Origin of the sequence: Macellibacteroides sp. (assembly GCF_050251695.1) — a bacterium.
Lineage (GTDB): Bacteria > Bacteroidota > Bacteroidia > Bacteroidales > Tannerellaceae > Macellibacteroides > Macellibacteroides fermentans.
On sequence record NZ_JBFWMI010000079.1, the window covers coordinates 1 to 15,123 of the forward strand.

Annotated in this window: 15 protein-coding genes, 1 tRNA gene and 1 pseudogene; 5 read left to right on the forward strand and 12 right to left on the reverse strand. The window is 42.4% G+C overall.

The window, feature by feature from the left end:
* Together AB7E53_RS11365 and spt are read right to left on the reverse strand one after the other, a co-directional pair.
* Positions 1-374: pseudogene (locus AB7E53_RS11365) on the reverse strand (hypothetical protein); the annotation flags it as partial.
* A 153-nt stretch (positions 375-527) separates the two neighbouring features.
* Positions 528-1,712, reverse strand: a complete 1,185-nt coding sequence (gene spt, locus AB7E53_RS11370) for a serine palmitoyltransferase (protein WP_079682746.1) — start codon at positions 1,710-1,712, stop codon at positions 528-530.
* A gap of 191 nt (positions 1,713-1,903) precedes the next feature.
* Here spt and AB7E53_RS11375 point away from each other — a divergent pair, with 191 nt between their 5' ends.
* On the forward strand, positions 1,904-2,875 hold the full coding sequence (locus AB7E53_RS11375; protein WP_446775734.1) for a diacylglycerol/lipid kinase family protein: 972 nt from the start codon (positions 1,904-1,906) through the stop codon (positions 2,873-2,875).
* On the opposite strand, the gene AB7E53_RS11380 is transcribed toward AB7E53_RS11375, so the two are convergent.
* Entirely contained in the window at positions 2,860-3,573 is a 714-nt protein-coding gene (locus AB7E53_RS11380) for a tRNA1(Val) (adenine(37)-N6)-methyltransferase (RefSeq protein ID WP_446771890.1), read from the reverse strand. The two genes, AB7E53_RS11375 and AB7E53_RS11380, sit on opposite strands and share 16 nt — an antisense overlap.
* A 96-nt stretch (positions 3,574-3,669) precedes the next feature.
* On the opposite strand from AB7E53_RS11380, the gene lon reads away from it, so the two are divergent.
* Positions 3,670-6,129, forward strand: a complete 2,460-nt coding sequence (gene lon / locus AB7E53_RS11385) for an endopeptidase La (protein ID WP_079682743.1) — start codon at positions 3,670-3,672, stop codon at positions 6,127-6,129.
* Positions 6,130-6,172: 43 nt separating this feature from the next.
* Here lon and AB7E53_RS11390 read toward each other — a convergent pair whose 3' ends face one another.
* The 5 genes from AB7E53_RS11390 to nusB form a co-directional block, all read right to left on the reverse strand.
* On the reverse strand, positions 6,173-6,607 hold the full coding sequence (locus AB7E53_RS11390) for a DUF5606 family protein (protein ID WP_446775736.1): 435 nt from the start codon (positions 6,605-6,607) through the stop codon (positions 6,173-6,175).
* A gap of 140 nt (positions 6,608-6,747) precedes the next feature.
* Positions 6,748-7,332, reverse strand: a complete 585-nt coding sequence (gene coaE, locus AB7E53_RS11395) for a dephospho-CoA kinase (protein ID WP_446775738.1) — start codon at positions 7,330-7,332, stop codon at positions 6,748-6,750.
* On the reverse strand, positions 7,332-8,339 hold the full coding sequence (locus AB7E53_RS11400; RefSeq protein WP_446775740.1) for a CdaR family protein: 1,008 nt from the start codon (positions 8,337-8,339) through the stop codon (positions 7,332-7,334). The genes coaE and AB7E53_RS11400 overlap by 1 nt, the downstream gene beginning before the upstream one ends.
* Positions 8,340-8,350: 11 nt before the next feature.
* A complete protein-coding gene (gene yajC, locus AB7E53_RS11405) occupies positions 8,351-8,662 on the reverse strand; it encodes a preprotein translocase subunit YajC (protein WP_068178744.1) in 312 nt (103 codons plus the stop codon).
* 63 nt (positions 8,663-8,725) lie between these two features.
* Positions 8,726-9,652, reverse strand: coding sequence for a transcription antitermination factor NusB (nusB, locus tag AB7E53_RS11410; protein WP_079682739.1), 927 nt, complete (start codon positions 9,650-9,652; stop codon positions 8,726-8,728).
* A 220-nt stretch (positions 9,653-9,872) separates the two neighbouring features.
* Here nusB and AB7E53_RS11415 point away from each other — a divergent pair, with 220 nt between their 5' ends.
* The gene (locus AB7E53_RS11415; protein WP_446775742.1) at positions 9,873-10,241 is read left to right on the forward strand and encodes a DUF3276 family protein; all 369 of its coding nucleotides are present in this window, start codon (positions 9,873-9,875) and stop codon (positions 10,239-10,241) included.
* A 111-nt stretch (positions 10,242-10,352) separates the two neighbouring features.
* Here AB7E53_RS11415 and AB7E53_RS11420 read toward each other — a convergent pair whose 3' ends face one another.
* Entirely contained in the window at positions 10,353-10,523 is a 171-nt protein-coding gene (locus tag AB7E53_RS11420) for a DUF362 domain-containing protein (RefSeq protein ID WP_068178736.1), read from the reverse strand.
* 206 nt (positions 10,524-10,729) lie between these two features.
* Between AB7E53_RS11420 and porT the strand changes: the two genes are divergently transcribed.
* The gene (gene porT / locus AB7E53_RS11425) at positions 10,730-11,449 is read left to right on the forward strand and encodes a type IX secretion/gliding motility protein PorT/SprT (protein ID WP_079682738.1); all 720 of its coding nucleotides are present in this window, start codon (positions 10,730-10,732) and stop codon (positions 11,447-11,449) included.
* Here porT and AB7E53_RS11430 read toward each other — a convergent pair.
* From AB7E53_RS11430 to rsfS, 3 genes are all read right to left on the reverse strand, one after another.
* Positions 11,436-12,269, reverse strand: coding sequence for a phosphatidate cytidylyltransferase (locus AB7E53_RS11430; protein ID WP_446775744.1), 834 nt, complete (start codon positions 12,267-12,269; stop codon positions 11,436-11,438). The genes porT and AB7E53_RS11430 overlap by 14 nt on opposite strands.
* Positions 12,270-12,403: 134 nt before the next feature.
* Positions 12,404-14,416: an ATP-dependent zinc metalloprotease FtsH gene (gene ftsH, locus AB7E53_RS11435; RefSeq protein WP_446775746.1), complete on the reverse strand. Its 2,013-nt coding sequence runs from the start codon at positions 14,414-14,416 to the stop codon at positions 12,404-12,406.
* A 35-nt stretch (positions 14,417-14,451) separates the two neighbouring features.
* Positions 14,452-14,811, reverse strand: coding sequence for a ribosome silencing factor (rsfS, locus tag AB7E53_RS11440; RefSeq protein ID WP_079682735.1), 360 nt, complete (start codon positions 14,809-14,811; stop codon positions 14,452-14,454).
* 225 nt (positions 14,812-15,036) lie between these two features.
* Between rsfS and AB7E53_RS11445 the strand changes: the two genes are divergently transcribed.
* A tRNA-Gln gene (locus AB7E53_RS11445) sits at positions 15,037-15,107 on the forward strand.
* The last annotated feature ends 16 nt before the right edge of the window (positions 15,108-15,123 follow it).

Below are 15,123 nucleotides of genomic sequence, written 5' to 3' on the forward strand. Positions count from 1 at the left end.
TTGGCCTCTTCAAACTTCTCTATATCATTGGGTTTAGCCTTGCGGTAAACCTTCTTTACCTCGGTCCCTTCGGTACGTGCATTGTTCTTTTTCATTTGAAGCAGAACAAGTTTGCCGGTTAGGGTTACAGTGCCGATATCGTGACCGGGACTGGCTTCTACGGCTACCACATCACCCTTTTCCAACGGGATTTTTGTGTTGTTGAGGTAGTAACCTTTACGGGTATTCTTAAATTGAACCTCTACATAGTCTGTGGCATTGGCCGCATCGGGTACGTCGCATAGCCAGTCGTATGTATTTAGTTTGGTATCTTGTTTCTTGCTGCAGCCCTTGGAGTTCATGCAGCAACCTCCTTTATTTAGTTTAAAATCCATTTTTTTTACTGTATAATATATGTAGTTATGCAAAAATAGCTATTTATTCTTACACTTTTGTAAAAGGATAAAAAAAAGAAAGAAATGAGATAAAATAAGAAAGCCCCGAACCAAAACGGTTCAGGGCTTTCCTGTATGGATTTAGAATCAAAATTAAATGATTCCGTATTTCTTGAATACTGTCTGGATAGCATCCATTGCCTGGTTGAGCTGCTCTTGTGTGTGTGTAGCCATCAACGAGAAACGGATCAACGTGTCTTGAGGTGCTACGGCAGGAGAAACCACCGGGTTTACAAATACACCTAAGTCGAACAAATCGCGAACAACCATGAAGGTCTTATCGTTATCACGGATATACAAAGGAATGATAGGGGTCGAAGTATGACCAATCTCGCATCCCATGGTACGGAATCCTTCCAACGCATAGTTGGTAAGTTTCCACAGGTGATCGATACGTTCGGGTTCGCTTAACATGATGTCCAGTGCTGCGCCTGCTGCTGCAGTAGCTGCCGGAGTGTTGCTGGCACTGAAGATGTATGAGCGCGAATTATGACGAAGGTAATTGATTGTTTCCTTGTCGGATGCGATAAAACCACCGATGGAAGCGAAAGACTTGCTGAAGGTACCCATGATCAGGTCTACATCTTCGGTAACACCGAAATGATCGCAGGTTCCGCGACCTTGTTTACCTAACACACCGATTCCGTGGGCTTCGTCAACCATTACGCTTGCATTGTATTTTTTTGCCAAAGCAATAATTTCGGGTAACTTGGCTACATCTCCTTCCATGCTGAATACACCGTCTGTCACAATTAACTTGATCTTGTCCGGTTCGCACTTCTGAAGCTGTTTTTCCAACGATTCCATGTCGTTGTGCTTGTACTTCAGTTTGGTGGAGTAAGAAAGACGATGACCTTCAATAATGGAGGCATGGTCTAATTCGTCCCAAAGAATATAATCCTCTCGTCCTGTCAGACACGACACTACGCCAAGATTAACCTGGAAGCCGGTTGAATAAATGATGGCCTCCTCTTTTCCAACAAACTCAGCCAATCTTTTTTCAAGCTGAATATGCAAATCCAATGTTCCGTTCAGGAATCTAGATCCGGCGCAACCTGTGCCATACTTCTTGATAGCATCGATGGCTGCCTCCTTTACTTTAGGATGATTTGTCAATCCTAAGTACGCATTCGACCCAAACATCAGGACTTTTTTTCCACTAATGATAACTTCAGTGTCTTGATCACTTTCAATCATTCTGAAATAGGGGTAAATTCCTGCGGCCATAGCCTTCTGCGGAATATCGTACTTTGCTAGTTTCTCTTGTAAAAGTTTCATATTGTAATAAAGAGAATGATTTATATCGCTTTAATGTTTCCGGAAAAACATAGATCTGTTACATTTTATACACAAGTGCTTTTTCAAATCTAGGCGCAAAAGTAGTAAAAAATATCTTATGGTACCCCAAACACGTTAAAAGTTTTACAAAAATATTAAATTTGCAAACCAATTGTAATTAAATAAATGCAATGATTAACCAGAAGGTATCTGTACATGCGATAATTAATCCGATTTCGGGTGTGGGTTCTAAAAGAGCCATACCCCGGATGATAGAAAAGATTTGTTCCCGAAACGACCATGCTTTAACCATATCTTTCACGGAATATGCCGGACATGCCAGTGTGCTTACACAGGCTGCATTGGATGCCGGGGCAGATTATATAATTGCGGTTGGAGGCGACGGAACGGTAAACGAGATAGCTCGTGCCATGTTGCACTCAAGGGCGATATTGGGAATTGTGCCCAAAGGTTCAGGAAACGGCTTGGCAAGAGAGCTTCATATTCCCATGGATTCAAAAAAAGCGCTTGAAGTTATTTTGAAGGGAAATGTAACCACTATCGATTGCTGCAGTGCGAACCAGCGTGTCTTTTTCTGCACCTGCGGTGTAGGGTTCGACGCGGCGGTAAGTCAGAAGTTCGCCGCCGAGAAAAGACGTGGGTCCATCACCTATATAAAGAATACCATTGAGGAGTATCTTAGCTACCGTCCGCAACCCTACGAATTGTTGGTAGACAACCAGACAATCAAGGAAAAGGCGTTTTTGGTTGCTTGTGGCAATGCTTCGCAATACGGGAACAATGCGTTTATTGCGCCCCATGCCAATATTCAGGACGGGATGATGGACCTTACTATCTTATCTCCTTTTACTCCATTGGATATAGCGCCACTGGCCATTCAGCTTTTTACCAAGCAGATAGACCGTAACAGTAAGATAAAGACGTTTAAGGCTAAACAAGTGAGGATCATCCGCCAGCAAGATGGTGTGATGCACCTGGATGGCGAGCCTGTTATGGCAGATGCTGTTATCGATATTCATGTGATACCTGCTGCCCTGAAGGTGTTTACACCGGAGGTGATCACTTTTTCCAAGGAGGTGCATAATTTCTTCGAAGAGGTTACCCGCTTCTTCGATAAACGCCTGCCTTACATATTTAAATAATACTCTTTTGTTAATTGGATATAGTCAGCAGAGTACTGGTGACGGGCCAGTTCAATGATCAGTTGACTGGTCTCGCAGGCGGTCTCTTGCGAACGTGAAAGTTCCACCAATATCCGCTTGGGTGCAGACCCGGGAGTAGGCATTACCAAAGTGCGACGTGTCGGATACAGCCGGTAGCTTGTTGTTATTTCGTTTAATGCGTCTGATAATGACTCCGGAAGTATAAGCGATATCTTTCCCTCGGGAGAAAGCATCTTATTACAGGATGCGAGCAATTCTTCCAGTGGCAGGGTGTCATTGTGTCGTGCGGCGTTGCGTTGCTTGTCCGGACCTTTCAGTGAGTTAGGAAAATAGGGGGGATTGGACAGAATGTGACTGAAGGTGCGATCCGTCTTTTCGGCAAATTCCTGAACCGAGGTGCATGTTACCTGTATACGGCTCCGGTATGCAGAGGCCGCAATGTTATCTTTAGCCTGTAGGCAGGCGGCTTCGTCGATATCTATTGCATGAATGTCAGCCTCACTGCGTTGAGCAACCATGAGGGAAATCAGCCCTGTACCTGTTCCTACATCGAGAATGGAGTCACATCCGTCTACAGATGCCCACGAGCCCAGCAGTACCCCATCGGTACCTACTTTCATTGCACATTTGTCGTGCCACACCGTGAAATTCTTAAATTTAAAAAAAGGATTTGCCATACTATATTAAAGAGGTTGCAAATTTATCCTATTTTGTCTTATATTCATTATCTTTGGCACGTTTATTGTCATGAATACAATAATAATGTAATAAGTATGATAAAGAATAGAATGATGCAATTAACCGAAGATCTTTACGACGATCTGGACGACGATATGGAAATGGTAGTTCCAATACTTACTGAATGCGATGTTGACGATGATTTTATGGACGGTATAGAGAATATTGGAAACGAGATACCTATTTTACCTCTGCGGAATATGGTTTTATTTCCGGGGATAGCCATGCCTGTGATGATAGGCAGACAGAAATCACTTCGTCTAGCCAAAGAAGTTCAAGGTAAAAAAATATTGATAGGCGTAGTATGCCAGAAAGATAGGGAAACAGACGATCCGGGGATGGACGACCTGTACAATATAGGTGTTATTGCCGAGGTGGTACGCGTACTGGATATGCCGGACGGAACAACAACAGCCATTCTGCAAGGCAAGAAGCGCTTTGAGTTGAAGGAGCTTACGCAGACGGAACCCTACCTGAAAGGGAAGGTGGAGCTGCTTGAAGACGTTGTGCCCGATAAGAAAGACCGTGAATTCGAGGCGCTGATATCAACCATAAAGGATCTGACGATCAAGATGTTAAAGTCGGCCGGAGATCCAAGCCGCGACATGATCTTTTCAATCAAGAATAATAACAACGTAATATATCTGGTAAACTTCTCTTGTACCAACGTGGTGAATGGTGCCGAGAAGATGGAGTTGCTGCTCATAGGTGATTTGAAGGACCGGGCGTACCGCCTGCTGTTTATTCTGAATCGTGAGTACCAGCTTCTGGAACTGAAGAATTCCATCCAGCTGAAAACGCATGAGGATATCAACCAACAGCAAAGAGAGTATTTCCTGCAGCAACAGATCAAGACCATTCAGGAGGAATTGGGTGGAAACATCAACGAGCAGGAGATAAAAGCGCTGAAGGCCAAAGCAGCCAAGAAGAAATGGTCGGCCGAAGTTGCCGAAACCTTCGAAAAAGAATTAAGAAAGCTGGAGCGGCTACATCCGCAGAGTCCCGACTTCTCAATTCAGACTCAGTATGTGCAAACATTTGTAAATCTTCCGTGGAACGAATACAGCAAAGATAATTTTAATCTGAAGCATGCCGAGAAGGTATTGGACAGAGACCACTACGGACTCGAAAAGGTAAAAGAACGTATCATCGAGCACCTGGCTGTTTTGAAACTGAAGGGAGACATGAAGTCGCCCATTATCTGCCTTTACGGTCCTCCGGGGGTGGGAAAAACCTCTTTGGGTAAATCGGTGGCAGAGGCGCTGAACCGTAAATATGTTCGCATGTCGTTGGGAGGTTTGCACGACGAGGCCGAGATTCGCGGTCACCGACGCACCTATATCGGGGCGATGACGGGACGTATTATTCAGAATATCCTGAAAGCCGGTACATCCAATCCGGTGTTTATTCTGGATGAGATTGACAAGATTACATCCGATTTCAAGGGCGATCCCGCAGCAGCACTGCTGGAGGTGCTGGATCCGGAGCAGAACAATGCCTTCCACGACAATTACCTGGATGTAGATTACGATTTAAGCAAGGTAATGTTTATAGCTACAGCCAACAATATCAATTCCATCTCGCAACCGCTGCTGGACCGTATGGAACTGATCGAGGTGAGCGGATACATCATTGAGGAAAAGGTTGAGATTGCTGCCAAGCATTTAGTGCCTAAACAGCTGGAAGCGCATGGTATACCAAAGAAATCGGTTAAGTTCCCCAAGAAAACCCTGCAGGTGATTGTGGAATCGTACACCCGTGAAAGTGGCGTACGCGAACTGGATAAGATGATTGCCAAGGTATTACGTAAAGTGGCCCGTAAAATTGCCACCAACGAGGTAGTGCCAGAATCTATCATGCCGGAAGACCTGCACGAGTATCTGGGTGCAGTTACCTACAATAGCGATAAATACCAGGGCAATGAATATGCAGGTGTGGTGACAGGACTAGCATGGACTTCCGTAGGTGGCGAAATTCTCTTTGTAGAGTCGAGCTTAAGCAAAGGAAAAGGATCGAAGTTAACGTTGACAGGTAATCTGGGTGATGTAATGAAAGAGTCTGCCATGTTGGCACTGGAATACATCCATGCCCACGCAGGTCAGTTTGGTATTAGCGAAGACTTTTTCGAAAACTGGAACGTACACGTTCACGTGCCCGAAGGAGCCATACCCAAGGATGGTCCAAGTGCCGGGGTAACTATGGTTACATCGCTGGTATCTGCATTCACACAGCGGAAGGTAAAGCCTAACCTGGCGATGACAGGCGAAATTACCTTGCGTGGAAAAGTGTTGCCGGTAGGAGGTATCAAAGAGAAGATATTGGCAGCCAAGCGTGCCGGGATTAAGACCATTATTTTATGTTCGGAAAATAAGAAGGACATCGGAGAGATAAAGGAAGAGTATCTGAAAGGATTGGAATTCCATTATGTGGACGATATCAGTCAGGTTATCAAGCTGGCATTACTGGATGAAAAGGTGAGCAACCCGATATTCTAAGAAAAACAAAGGCGTCTGATGTAAATTCAGACGCCTTTATTTTTTAATTCTCTGTTTCCGCTTCAGCTTCAGCCTCTTCCGTATTTTCCTGCGGAGTGAAGTCTGTAATTCCTGCGTTAATCAGGATGTTATACCACGAAATAAGTTTCTTTATATCGCTTGGGTATACACGTTCGCGGTCAAAATCAGGAAGCACTTCTGCCATGAAAGCACGAAGCTCTTCCGGCTTGGCGGCTGGATTAACTGATACCAGGTTTCCGTTCTCTTTATTTTTTACAGAAGTAAGTACTTCATGCAATGGAACTTCTGTCTCATCCGTATAGATAGCGATATCTCCTAAGGAAATTACTTTATCTTTGGCATAAGCAGGGACTCTTTTCTTGTCGACCAACGATTCTACGATCAACATGTTTTTACCTTGAGAAACCAGTTTAAATAATCCGGGTTTGCCGGAAATAGACAAGATAGTCTTCAACATAATTTTCTTTTCTATAGTGTTAAACTTGAATGTGCAAATGTAACATAAGAATACCGAACTATTGACAAACGGACCCGAAAAATATATAACATCTTTTCCAAACAGCTATATATTTGTATGAATCTGTTGTTTATTTATGATTAGAGAGTCGGCCGTATTTGCTTTAAAAGAGACTCTACCTGAGGAATTAAGGCCTGAATACCGTCATTCAGGATTACAAAATCCGATTTATCTCTCTTTATTTCATCCGGCAGCTGGTTCTTAATACGGTTTGTAACATCTGTACGGTTTGAGTTATCACGGTTCATGGCACGTTGTATCCGAATCTCTTCCGGAGCATATACCATAACCGTATAGTCGGCCAGTTTGTCAAAACCCGATTCAAACAAGATGGCCGATTCAAGGGCGCACAGCTCAGTATGCTTTGATTCGGCCCATTGCAGATAGTCTTTATATACTTCCGGGTGAATAAGGCTGTTTACCGCTTTCAGCATCTGCGGATTGCCGAATATCAGAGAGGCAAGTCTTCTTTTGTCGAGGCCTTCGCCGGTGTAGATCGATTCGTCAAACAGTTCGATAAGCCCCTTGCGAATAACCGGAGATGATTGGGTAAGTCGTTTGCTCTCTTCGTCCGCTATATAAACGGGGATGCCATATAGCTCCAGCAGAGCGGAGACTACCGATTTTCCACTGCCGATACCTCCTGTAATGCCGATGGTTTTCATTAATAATTGTTTTGTTCCAGTATAAATTCAATTTTGTCCGGGTGCACCGTGGGAGATTGAATCCAGTTGGGTTTCTTTGTCAGCTTGATTGATACCGTACCCGAAATGTTCTGTTCCAGATCCGAATAGTTTATCTCGGCTGCAAAATCACTTTCCTTTAGCTGGTTGAAGCGCGAAAGAGGCACATTGCAGGTAACCTGCACCATGGATGGGAAGGTCCGCAGCGTAAGATTCTGCGGCAATGTCTTACATTGGATCGGTATATTCAATGTTTTTTCCGTATATTCTTCAATGGGGAAGGTGATGGTAACCTGTTCGGGTTCGAACCGGGCTCCTTTAACCGGCAACAGATTGAACGTGCGGGTAAATGTCTTTCTCGCTTTCTCAATCTTGGTGTTTACTGTTTGTACGGTAATCAGACTATCCAGAATTTCTTCGCCGGCATAAACCTGCACAGTGGCAGGGGTGATATTTATTTCTCCCGACAGCCCGAATCCGGGTTCTGTACGTAACGACCCGTTAAACTCCACCTGGATTCTTCGGCTCTTTAACGGAGTATAGTCGACCTCTATCTGCTGAGGCTCGAAGCTTATCAGCGTAGTGGTTGCAATCATCTGCTTAAGCAGATCCCGTTCAATTATTTTCTTGCTGATAAGAAAGGTCCCACCTTTGGCTGAAAGCGATCCAAGAGATGCTTCGATGGGTAAAAGTGTTCCACCCAGGGAGTAATTTAGCAATACACTTCCTTTGTCTCTGACTTTTACCTTGATATTGTTTGGTAACTTGTCGGAGAATGCAATATTGGCTGGAACATTCTTATATCTGACCGGTATGATAAGTTCAATTTCGTAATCTTGCTGAAGACTTTGAAGCATCCAAAAGCCCAGAGAAAGAAGTACAAAAAAGAAAAAGATTAAAACTTCTTTCCACCCTTGACGGCGTAACAGAGTTTTAATCTTTTTTGGTGCAGACTTGAATGTTAAAAATAAAGCTTCAAGTCGGGACATGTAACTATTTTTTACTTTTGTTGCGCGTCTTCTGCCGATGCAAAAATGGATGTTTTGTCTACACGGATGTTTACACCTTCCGCAATTTCGATTGACATATAGTTGTCGCTGATCTCTTTGATTTTACCATAGATACCACCGGCTGTAATCACCTTGTCACCCTTCTTCAGAGCTTCGCGTGATTTTTGAATTTCTTTCTGTTTCTTTTGCTGCGGACGGATCATGAAGAAATAAAAGATAGCTACTACCACTACCATCATTAAAATTCCTGACCACTGATTTGCGCCACCTGCTGCTTGAAGTAAAATACTTAGTAAGTTCATGCTATAAAATTTAAACGTTTTACTGGATTCTATTTGTAATTATTGCAAATATAACGAAAATTGTCAATCTTTAATCAACAAACGCTCATTTTTTAGCTCAGTTACAACAGAATCGAGAATTCCATTGATGAAATTACCGCTTTTGGGTGTACTGTAGTATTTAGCTGTGTCGATGTATTCGTTCAGGCTTACATTGATAGGTATTGTTGGGAAATTCATGATTTCAGCCAGGGCAACCTGCATGATGATCTGGTCCATATTGGCAATACGTTCGCTCTCCCAGTTTTTCATGTGCTTTTGAATACGTTCGCGGTATTCGCTTCCTTTCAATAATGACTGACGGAATAATTTGATAGCGAATTCCTGGTCGTCCTGATCTTTGAACATTGGCAACAAAGGCTGTTTGCTTCCCTCTTTTTCTGAAAACTTCTTGATGGTTTTCAACGTGAAAGTCTGAACAATCTCAATGTCGTCGTTCCAATAAATACTTTTATCTTCCAGATAGGATTCGATTTCTTCGTTACCGCAGATCAGTTTCTTGAAAACAATCCGCCAGAAGTCGCGGTCGGCTTCGTAAGAATCGTTGGCATCTGCCAGATAATCAGCATAGATATCCGAATTTAAAATGATATCCAGTACCGATTTTACAAAATCTTCTTCGTTGTTCCATGAAATACCATTGTCTTTCACATAAGCCAAAAGAGACTCGTTTGCTTCTACCTGTGCAGCAAAGCGGTTATCTACAAATCGGGTGTTGGGATTCAACTCTTCCTGGGTTGGAACATACTTGTTTTTGCGATTGTCCAGCACTCTTTTTTGAAGTCTGGTTGTTTCAACTATGAGAAGAAGGAAATAATGGTATAAGTCGTATGACTTTTGAAGACTGAAAAGCAATTCGTTTTCTGCAGTTTTGAGGTCTTTGTTTCCGTTCTGATAGTATGCGTATACTATCTGTAAAACTTTAATGCGAATTAAAATTCTGTTGATCATCGTTTGAAGGAACTACTTTGTTTAAATTGGATGCAAAGGTAGGCAATCTTTTTTGTTTTCATATTTCAATTCAATCTTTTTTATTTAATCACCCCAATCTTTTACATTATGATACAATACGTTATGATTTTTTGCGTTAAAATAGCAGTTATTTAAAAAAAAATATCCATATTTGGAAATTATTAAGATTTGAAAGTGTTTATAAACAAAATTTGCTGTTATGGAAGATGCAGGGAAAAAAATGAATGTTGAAACAGGAGATAAAGAAATTCTTTATTCCAGAGCCATTAAAGCCGGCAAGAGGATATATTACCTCGATGTGAAGAGGAATCTGAAGGATGATTTGTTTCTGGCTATAACAGAAAGCAAAAAAGTCCAACCGAAAGAGGGTGCGCAGGCAACATTCGAAAAGCACAAGATTTTTCTGTATAAGGAAGATTTTGAGAAGTTTATCGAAGGTTTGTCTGATGTGATCGGATATATACAGCAACATAACGGAGATGTTTCAGCCAAGCCCGCAGGCAACAATGATGCAGATGATAACGATGCGTCTGATTCGGGCGATATCAAATTAACCATCGATTTTTAAAAGAGCAAAATCCCATCGTGATAAAATATAACGGGCTGTTTATCTGGTTTCAGATTAAACAGCCCGTTATCTATATAGGCATTCTTTAAAAAGCCTACTCTTTTACTTGAATTATGCTACCGGATGGATAGCTTCTGTAGGACATACATCAGCGCAAGTACCGCAGTCTGTACACATTTCAGGATCAATCTTATAGATATCGCCTTCAGAAATTGCTCCTACCGGACACTCGTCGATGCAAGTACCGCAAGCAATGCAATCTTCACTAATTAAATAAGCCATTTTCTTAACCTTTTAAATTTGTAACTATTAGTTGCTGCAAAAATAGAGCTTTCTTTGTATTAAAAAAATAAGTTTTCGTTTTATTTGCGTACAAGCTCCCTTTTTTTTGCATATTGATGCATTGGCAATATCAGGATGTTAAACCTGCGCCTTCAGCTGTGCAATAAAAGGAGATTAAATTCGTTTTATTGAAAAATTGTAGAGAATTGAAACAGATCGTATTTCTATTTTTGTCTTGTTTCTTCTTTTGCGGACCTTTGTTGTCGCAGAAGGAGAAGGTGAAAAATCAGCCTTATGCCGACCAAAAGCTATTTCATTTGGGATTTCATGTGGGGTTGCATTCGCAGGATATGATTCTGACCAATGTGGGAGTTGCCGGCGACGACGGGAAGACGTGGTACGGCGAGATTCCTTCGTACTCACCCGGCTTTACTGTGGGTGTGATAGGAGACATGTATCTGAACCCTAATCTGAACCTGAGGTTTTCGCCCACGCTGCATTTTGGTGATAAGAAGTTTGTGTTCCGCTCCTTTGAAGGGGCCGACGTGGCCGACGAGCCCGAGTTTACTACCACCGTACGATCCAATTACCTGATGTTTCCGCTGGATATCAAATACAGTGCATTCCGTATCAACAACTACCGGCCGTATGTTATAGGTGGGGTGTATGGTAGTATGGACCTTGGGCGTAAGAAAGGCAATCCCTTACTCCTTAAAAGTACGGATTATGGTGTTCAGTTTGGCTTGGGTTGCGATTTTTACCTGCCATACTTCAAACTGTGCCCGGAACTTAAATTTTGTTTCGGATTGGCCGATCTGTTGGAAAAAGACAGAACCGACCTTCAGGATGCAGCCCTGATGAGGTACACCCAGTCTTTATCCAAAGTAACTTCCCGAATGATTGTTCTTACCTTTAATTTCGAATAAAAAGTTCAATGTAGATATAGGCAGCCGGGATGGCAAGCAATATGCTGTCAAACCGGTCCAGCATTCCGCCGTGTCCGGGAAGCATCTTGCCGGAGTCTTTTACCCCAACTGTGCGTTTTATCAATGATTCGATCAGGTCGCCCCATGTGCCAAAACAAACGATTGTGGCGGCCAGTCCCAGCCAGTTATACCAGCTTATCTCCGGATTAAGGTTGGCAAAAACAAAGGAACTTGCCAGAGCAAATACAAGGCCTCCCCAAAAGCCTTCCCACGACTTTTTTGGAGAGATACGTTCAAATAACCTGTGTTTCCCAAATTGAGATCCCACCAGGTAAGCTCCCGTATCGTTTATCCAGACGAATATAAAAAGAGCCATAAGCAGGAGAGGAGTGAAGATAATCGCCCCTTCTTCATTCTTTCCAAGAACGATGTAATTGGAAAGGGCAAAAGTTCCGGCACAATACACCTGCGCAAACAGGGAATAAGCCAGATTATTTAACGGATTTTGCTGCTTGTTGTAAAGTTCCGAAACAAATAGATAGATTAAAAACGCAAGATAAGGTGTAAATACGGGGCTTTCAGCCAGACCGTTTGCATGTAAGAAGGTAGCCACAAAAAGATACATACCGCCGATGGTACCTCCAATACGTTTTGGAACGGATGGAAAATACTCCTTTAGCAAACTATAGAATTCCCAGAGCAATAAGCCTGTGAGTATACTGAATAAAGCAAGAAACGTATAGGGATTATAGCAAATAGCTCCTGCTAATACGGCAACAAATACTGCTCCGGTAAGCCCTCGTATAATTAGATTTTTCAAGATAGACTTATGTTTGTGTTTCAGGCTGCAAATATAGATAATAAATTGATAAATAGTAAAAAAGAGGCAGGATAGTAATCTTCAAAAGATACTTTCCTGCCTCATTACCTATTATTAATTATTAATTTAACTAATTATTGTTCTGTCTCTGTAGCTTCGGGTTGAACATCCGGATTGGCTGCAGGTTCCGGCTTATCCTCTGCAGCTTTTTCCTGCAGATCCAGAATCTCCTGTGAACGTGAAATCCACGGACGCTTTCCGAAGATATGCTCAACGTCTTCGGTATAAATCACCTCCCTTTCAAGCAATACATTGGCCAGCTGATGATGCTTTTCTGCATTTTCCTGCAGGATGCGTTTTGCTCTTGCATACTCCGTGTTGATGATGTTCTGCACCTCTGAGTCAATCAGTTTGGCTGTATCTTCACTATAAGGTTTAGTAAAGCCCCATTCCTGACCGGTTGAGTCGTAATAGTTGAGGTTAGGCAACTTGTCGCTCATACCAAAGTAAACAACCATGGCATAAGCCTGCTTGGTTACCCTTTCAAGGTCGTTGGAAGCTCCGGTAGAAATCTTTCCCATGAACAGCTCTTCTGCTGCGCGTCCACCCAACGTAGCACACATCTCATCAAGCAGCTGCTCTTTATTTGTAATCTGACGCTCTTCCGGCAAATACCAGGCGGCACCCAGAGCTTTTCCTCGCGGAACAATGGTTACCTTCACCAATGGATTGGCATGTTCGAGTAGCCAGCTGATCGATGCATGACCTGCTTCGTGGTTGGCAATACTACGTCTTTCCTCGGCAGTTGTTATTTTGGATCTTTTCTCCAAACCACCCACAATGCGGTCTACCGCATTCATGAAGTCTTCCTTCTGCACAAATTTCTTCAATCCCCTAGCTGCAATAAGGGCAGCCTCGTTACAAACATTGGCAATATCAGCTCCGGAAAAACCGGGAGTCTGACGGGCAAGGAATTCGGCATCCACACTTTCGTCAATCTTAATAGGACGAAGATGCACACCAAAAATTTCTTTACGCTCGTTCAAATCGGGCAACTCAACATGTATCTGTCGGTCAAAACGTCCGGCACGAAGCAAAGCTTTGTCTAATATGTCAGCCCGGTTTGTAGCCGCAAGGATAATCACCCCGCTGTTTGATCCGAAACCATCCATCTCTGTCAGCAATTGGTTCAGCGTATTTTCGCGTTCGTCGTTGCTGTTCATGTTGGCATTTTTACCACGGGCACGACCAACTGCATCAATCTCGTCAATAAATACGATACAGGGAGCCTTTTCTTTAGCCTGACGGAACAGGTCGCGTACCCTTGAGGCACCAACCCCTACGAACATTTCTACAAAGTCGGATCCGGATAAAGAGAAGAACGGAACATTTGCCTCGCCGGCCACAGCCTTTGCCAATAAAGTCTTACCGGTTCCCGGAGGGCCTACCAACAAAGCACCCTTTGGAATCTTACCTCCAAGTTCGGTATATTTTTCCGGATTGCGTAAGAATGCAACAATCTCTTCAATTTCCTGTTTTGCTTCCGATAGTCCGGCAACATCTTTAAAGGTAACCTTCTTATCGTTATCCTTGTCGAATAGCTGAGCCTTTGCTTTGCCCACGCTAAACACACCTCCGGCACCACCACCGGCATTTCCGGACATTCTTTTCATCAGGAATATCCATACAAGTACAAGCAGGATGATAGGACCAAAGGAAATAAAGAAATTCCAGAATGTATCATCACCCTCTTCAAAGCTTACCGAAGTATCGATATTGTTCTTTTCAACCGCTTTGTCATAAAAATCGGAAAACTTGTCAGCCGACGGGATTTTTACAAAGACCATAGGCGAATCGCCCACTAAAGCCGAATCCTCTTTAAAAACCACGCCCAGTTGTCCTTTTTTAATAGTAGCTTCCAGTGTATTCTTTTTATTGAATACGGTTATTTTTTCAAAAACGTTTTTGTTCGCCAGCTTCTGAAACTCAGTCCAACCCATCTCTTTCGTTGTAGACGAATCATTTGTCATATACAAAGCTGCAAGCATGATGAAAATTATTCCATACATCCAATACAGATTAAAGCGGAACATCTTCGTCTTGTTGTTTTTTGGCGGCTTATTAAACGCGTTGTTGTTATTCTCCATAAATGATAGTCGATATTGTTTATGATCTCCGGTTATTAATCAAGATCCGGTATTCGAATAACCTTCGAGTCTGCCCAAAGGTTTTCCAAATTATAGAAAGTTCTTAATTCCGGCAGAAAAATATGAACAAGAACCGTGCCATAATCCATACCTATCCACTGAGCGTTTCTTTCTCCATCGATGGAGATAGGTTTTTCTCCCGCCTCTTTTCTTACATAATCCCATACAGAGTCTGAAAGGGCAGCTACCTGGGTAGGAGTGTTACCTTCACAAATAACCATATATTGACATATGGCACCTGATAATTTTGTTAAGTCTATTGTTGCGATTTTTTTGCCTTTTTTCTCTTGTAGGCCTTCTACAATCTTTTTTACCAATGATTCTGTTTGATCCATTTATTTTGTCTTAAAGTGTAATTACGAATCTGCAAATATAATCCATAAAATTAGTATCTGAGTGATGTTATCAAATTTATCTCTTTTTTTACTTTTGTAAATCAAACAAGTAGATTAATAATTTGTTCAAAGATTAAAAAAATGGGCATAAAAATTTGGAGCAATCAAAAAAAGCTGTAAATTTGCACCCGTTAACGAAAGAGAGTTAACAGCAAATAAGCGTATTGTTCTATGGTGTAATGGTAACACGTCAGATTCTGGTCCTGAAATTCCAGGTTCGAGCCCTGGTAGAACAACAGAAAATTAAAAAAG

Bases quoted from the DNA above. Each gene is read 5' to 3' on its own strand.
- spt (WP_079682746.1), bottom strand. From the start codon at position 1,712: ATGAAACTTTTACAAGAGAAACTAGCAAAGTACGATATTCCGCAGAAG.
- AB7E53_RS11375 (WP_446775734.1), top strand. From the start codon at position 1,904: ATGATTAACCAGAAGGTATCTGTACATGCGATAATTAATCCGATTTCG.
- AB7E53_RS11380 (WP_446771890.1), bottom strand. From the start codon at position 3,573: ATGGCAAATCCTTTTTTTAAATTTAAGAATTTCACGGTGTGGCACGAC.
- lon (WP_079682743.1), top strand. From the start codon at position 3,670: ATGATAAAGAATAGAATGATGCAATTAACCGAAGATCTTTACGACGAT.
- AB7E53_RS11390 (WP_446775736.1), bottom strand. From the start codon at position 6,607: ATGTTGAAGACTATCTTGTCTATTTCCGGCAAACCCGGATTATTTAAA.
- coaE (WP_446775738.1), bottom strand. From the start codon at position 7,332: ATGAAAACCATCGGCATTACAGGAGGTATCGGCAGTGGAAAATCGGTA.
- AB7E53_RS11400 (WP_446775740.1), bottom strand. From the start codon at position 8,339: ATGTCCCGACTTGAAGCTTTATTTTTAACATTCAAGTCTGCACCAAAA.
- yajC (WP_068178744.1), bottom strand. From the start codon at position 8,662: ATGAACTTACTAAGTATTTTACTTCAAGCAGCAGGTGGCGCAAATCAG.
- nusB (WP_079682739.1), bottom strand. From the start codon at position 9,652: ATGATCAACAGAATTTTAATTCGCATTAAAGTTTTACAGATAGTATAC.
- AB7E53_RS11415 (WP_446775742.1), top strand. From the start codon at position 9,873: ATGGAAGATGCAGGGAAAAAAATGAATGTTGAAACAGGAGATAAAGAA.
- AB7E53_RS11420 (WP_068178736.1), bottom strand. From the start codon at position 10,523: ATGGCTTATTTAATTAGTGAAGATTGCATTGCTTGCGGTACTTGCATC.
- ftsH (WP_446775746.1), bottom strand. From the start codon at position 14,416: ATGGAGAATAACAACAACGCGTTTAATAAGCCGCCAAAAAACAACAAG.
- rsfS (WP_079682735.1), bottom strand. From the start codon at position 14,811: ATGGATCAAACAGAATCATTGGTAAAAAAGATTGTAGAAGGCCTACAA.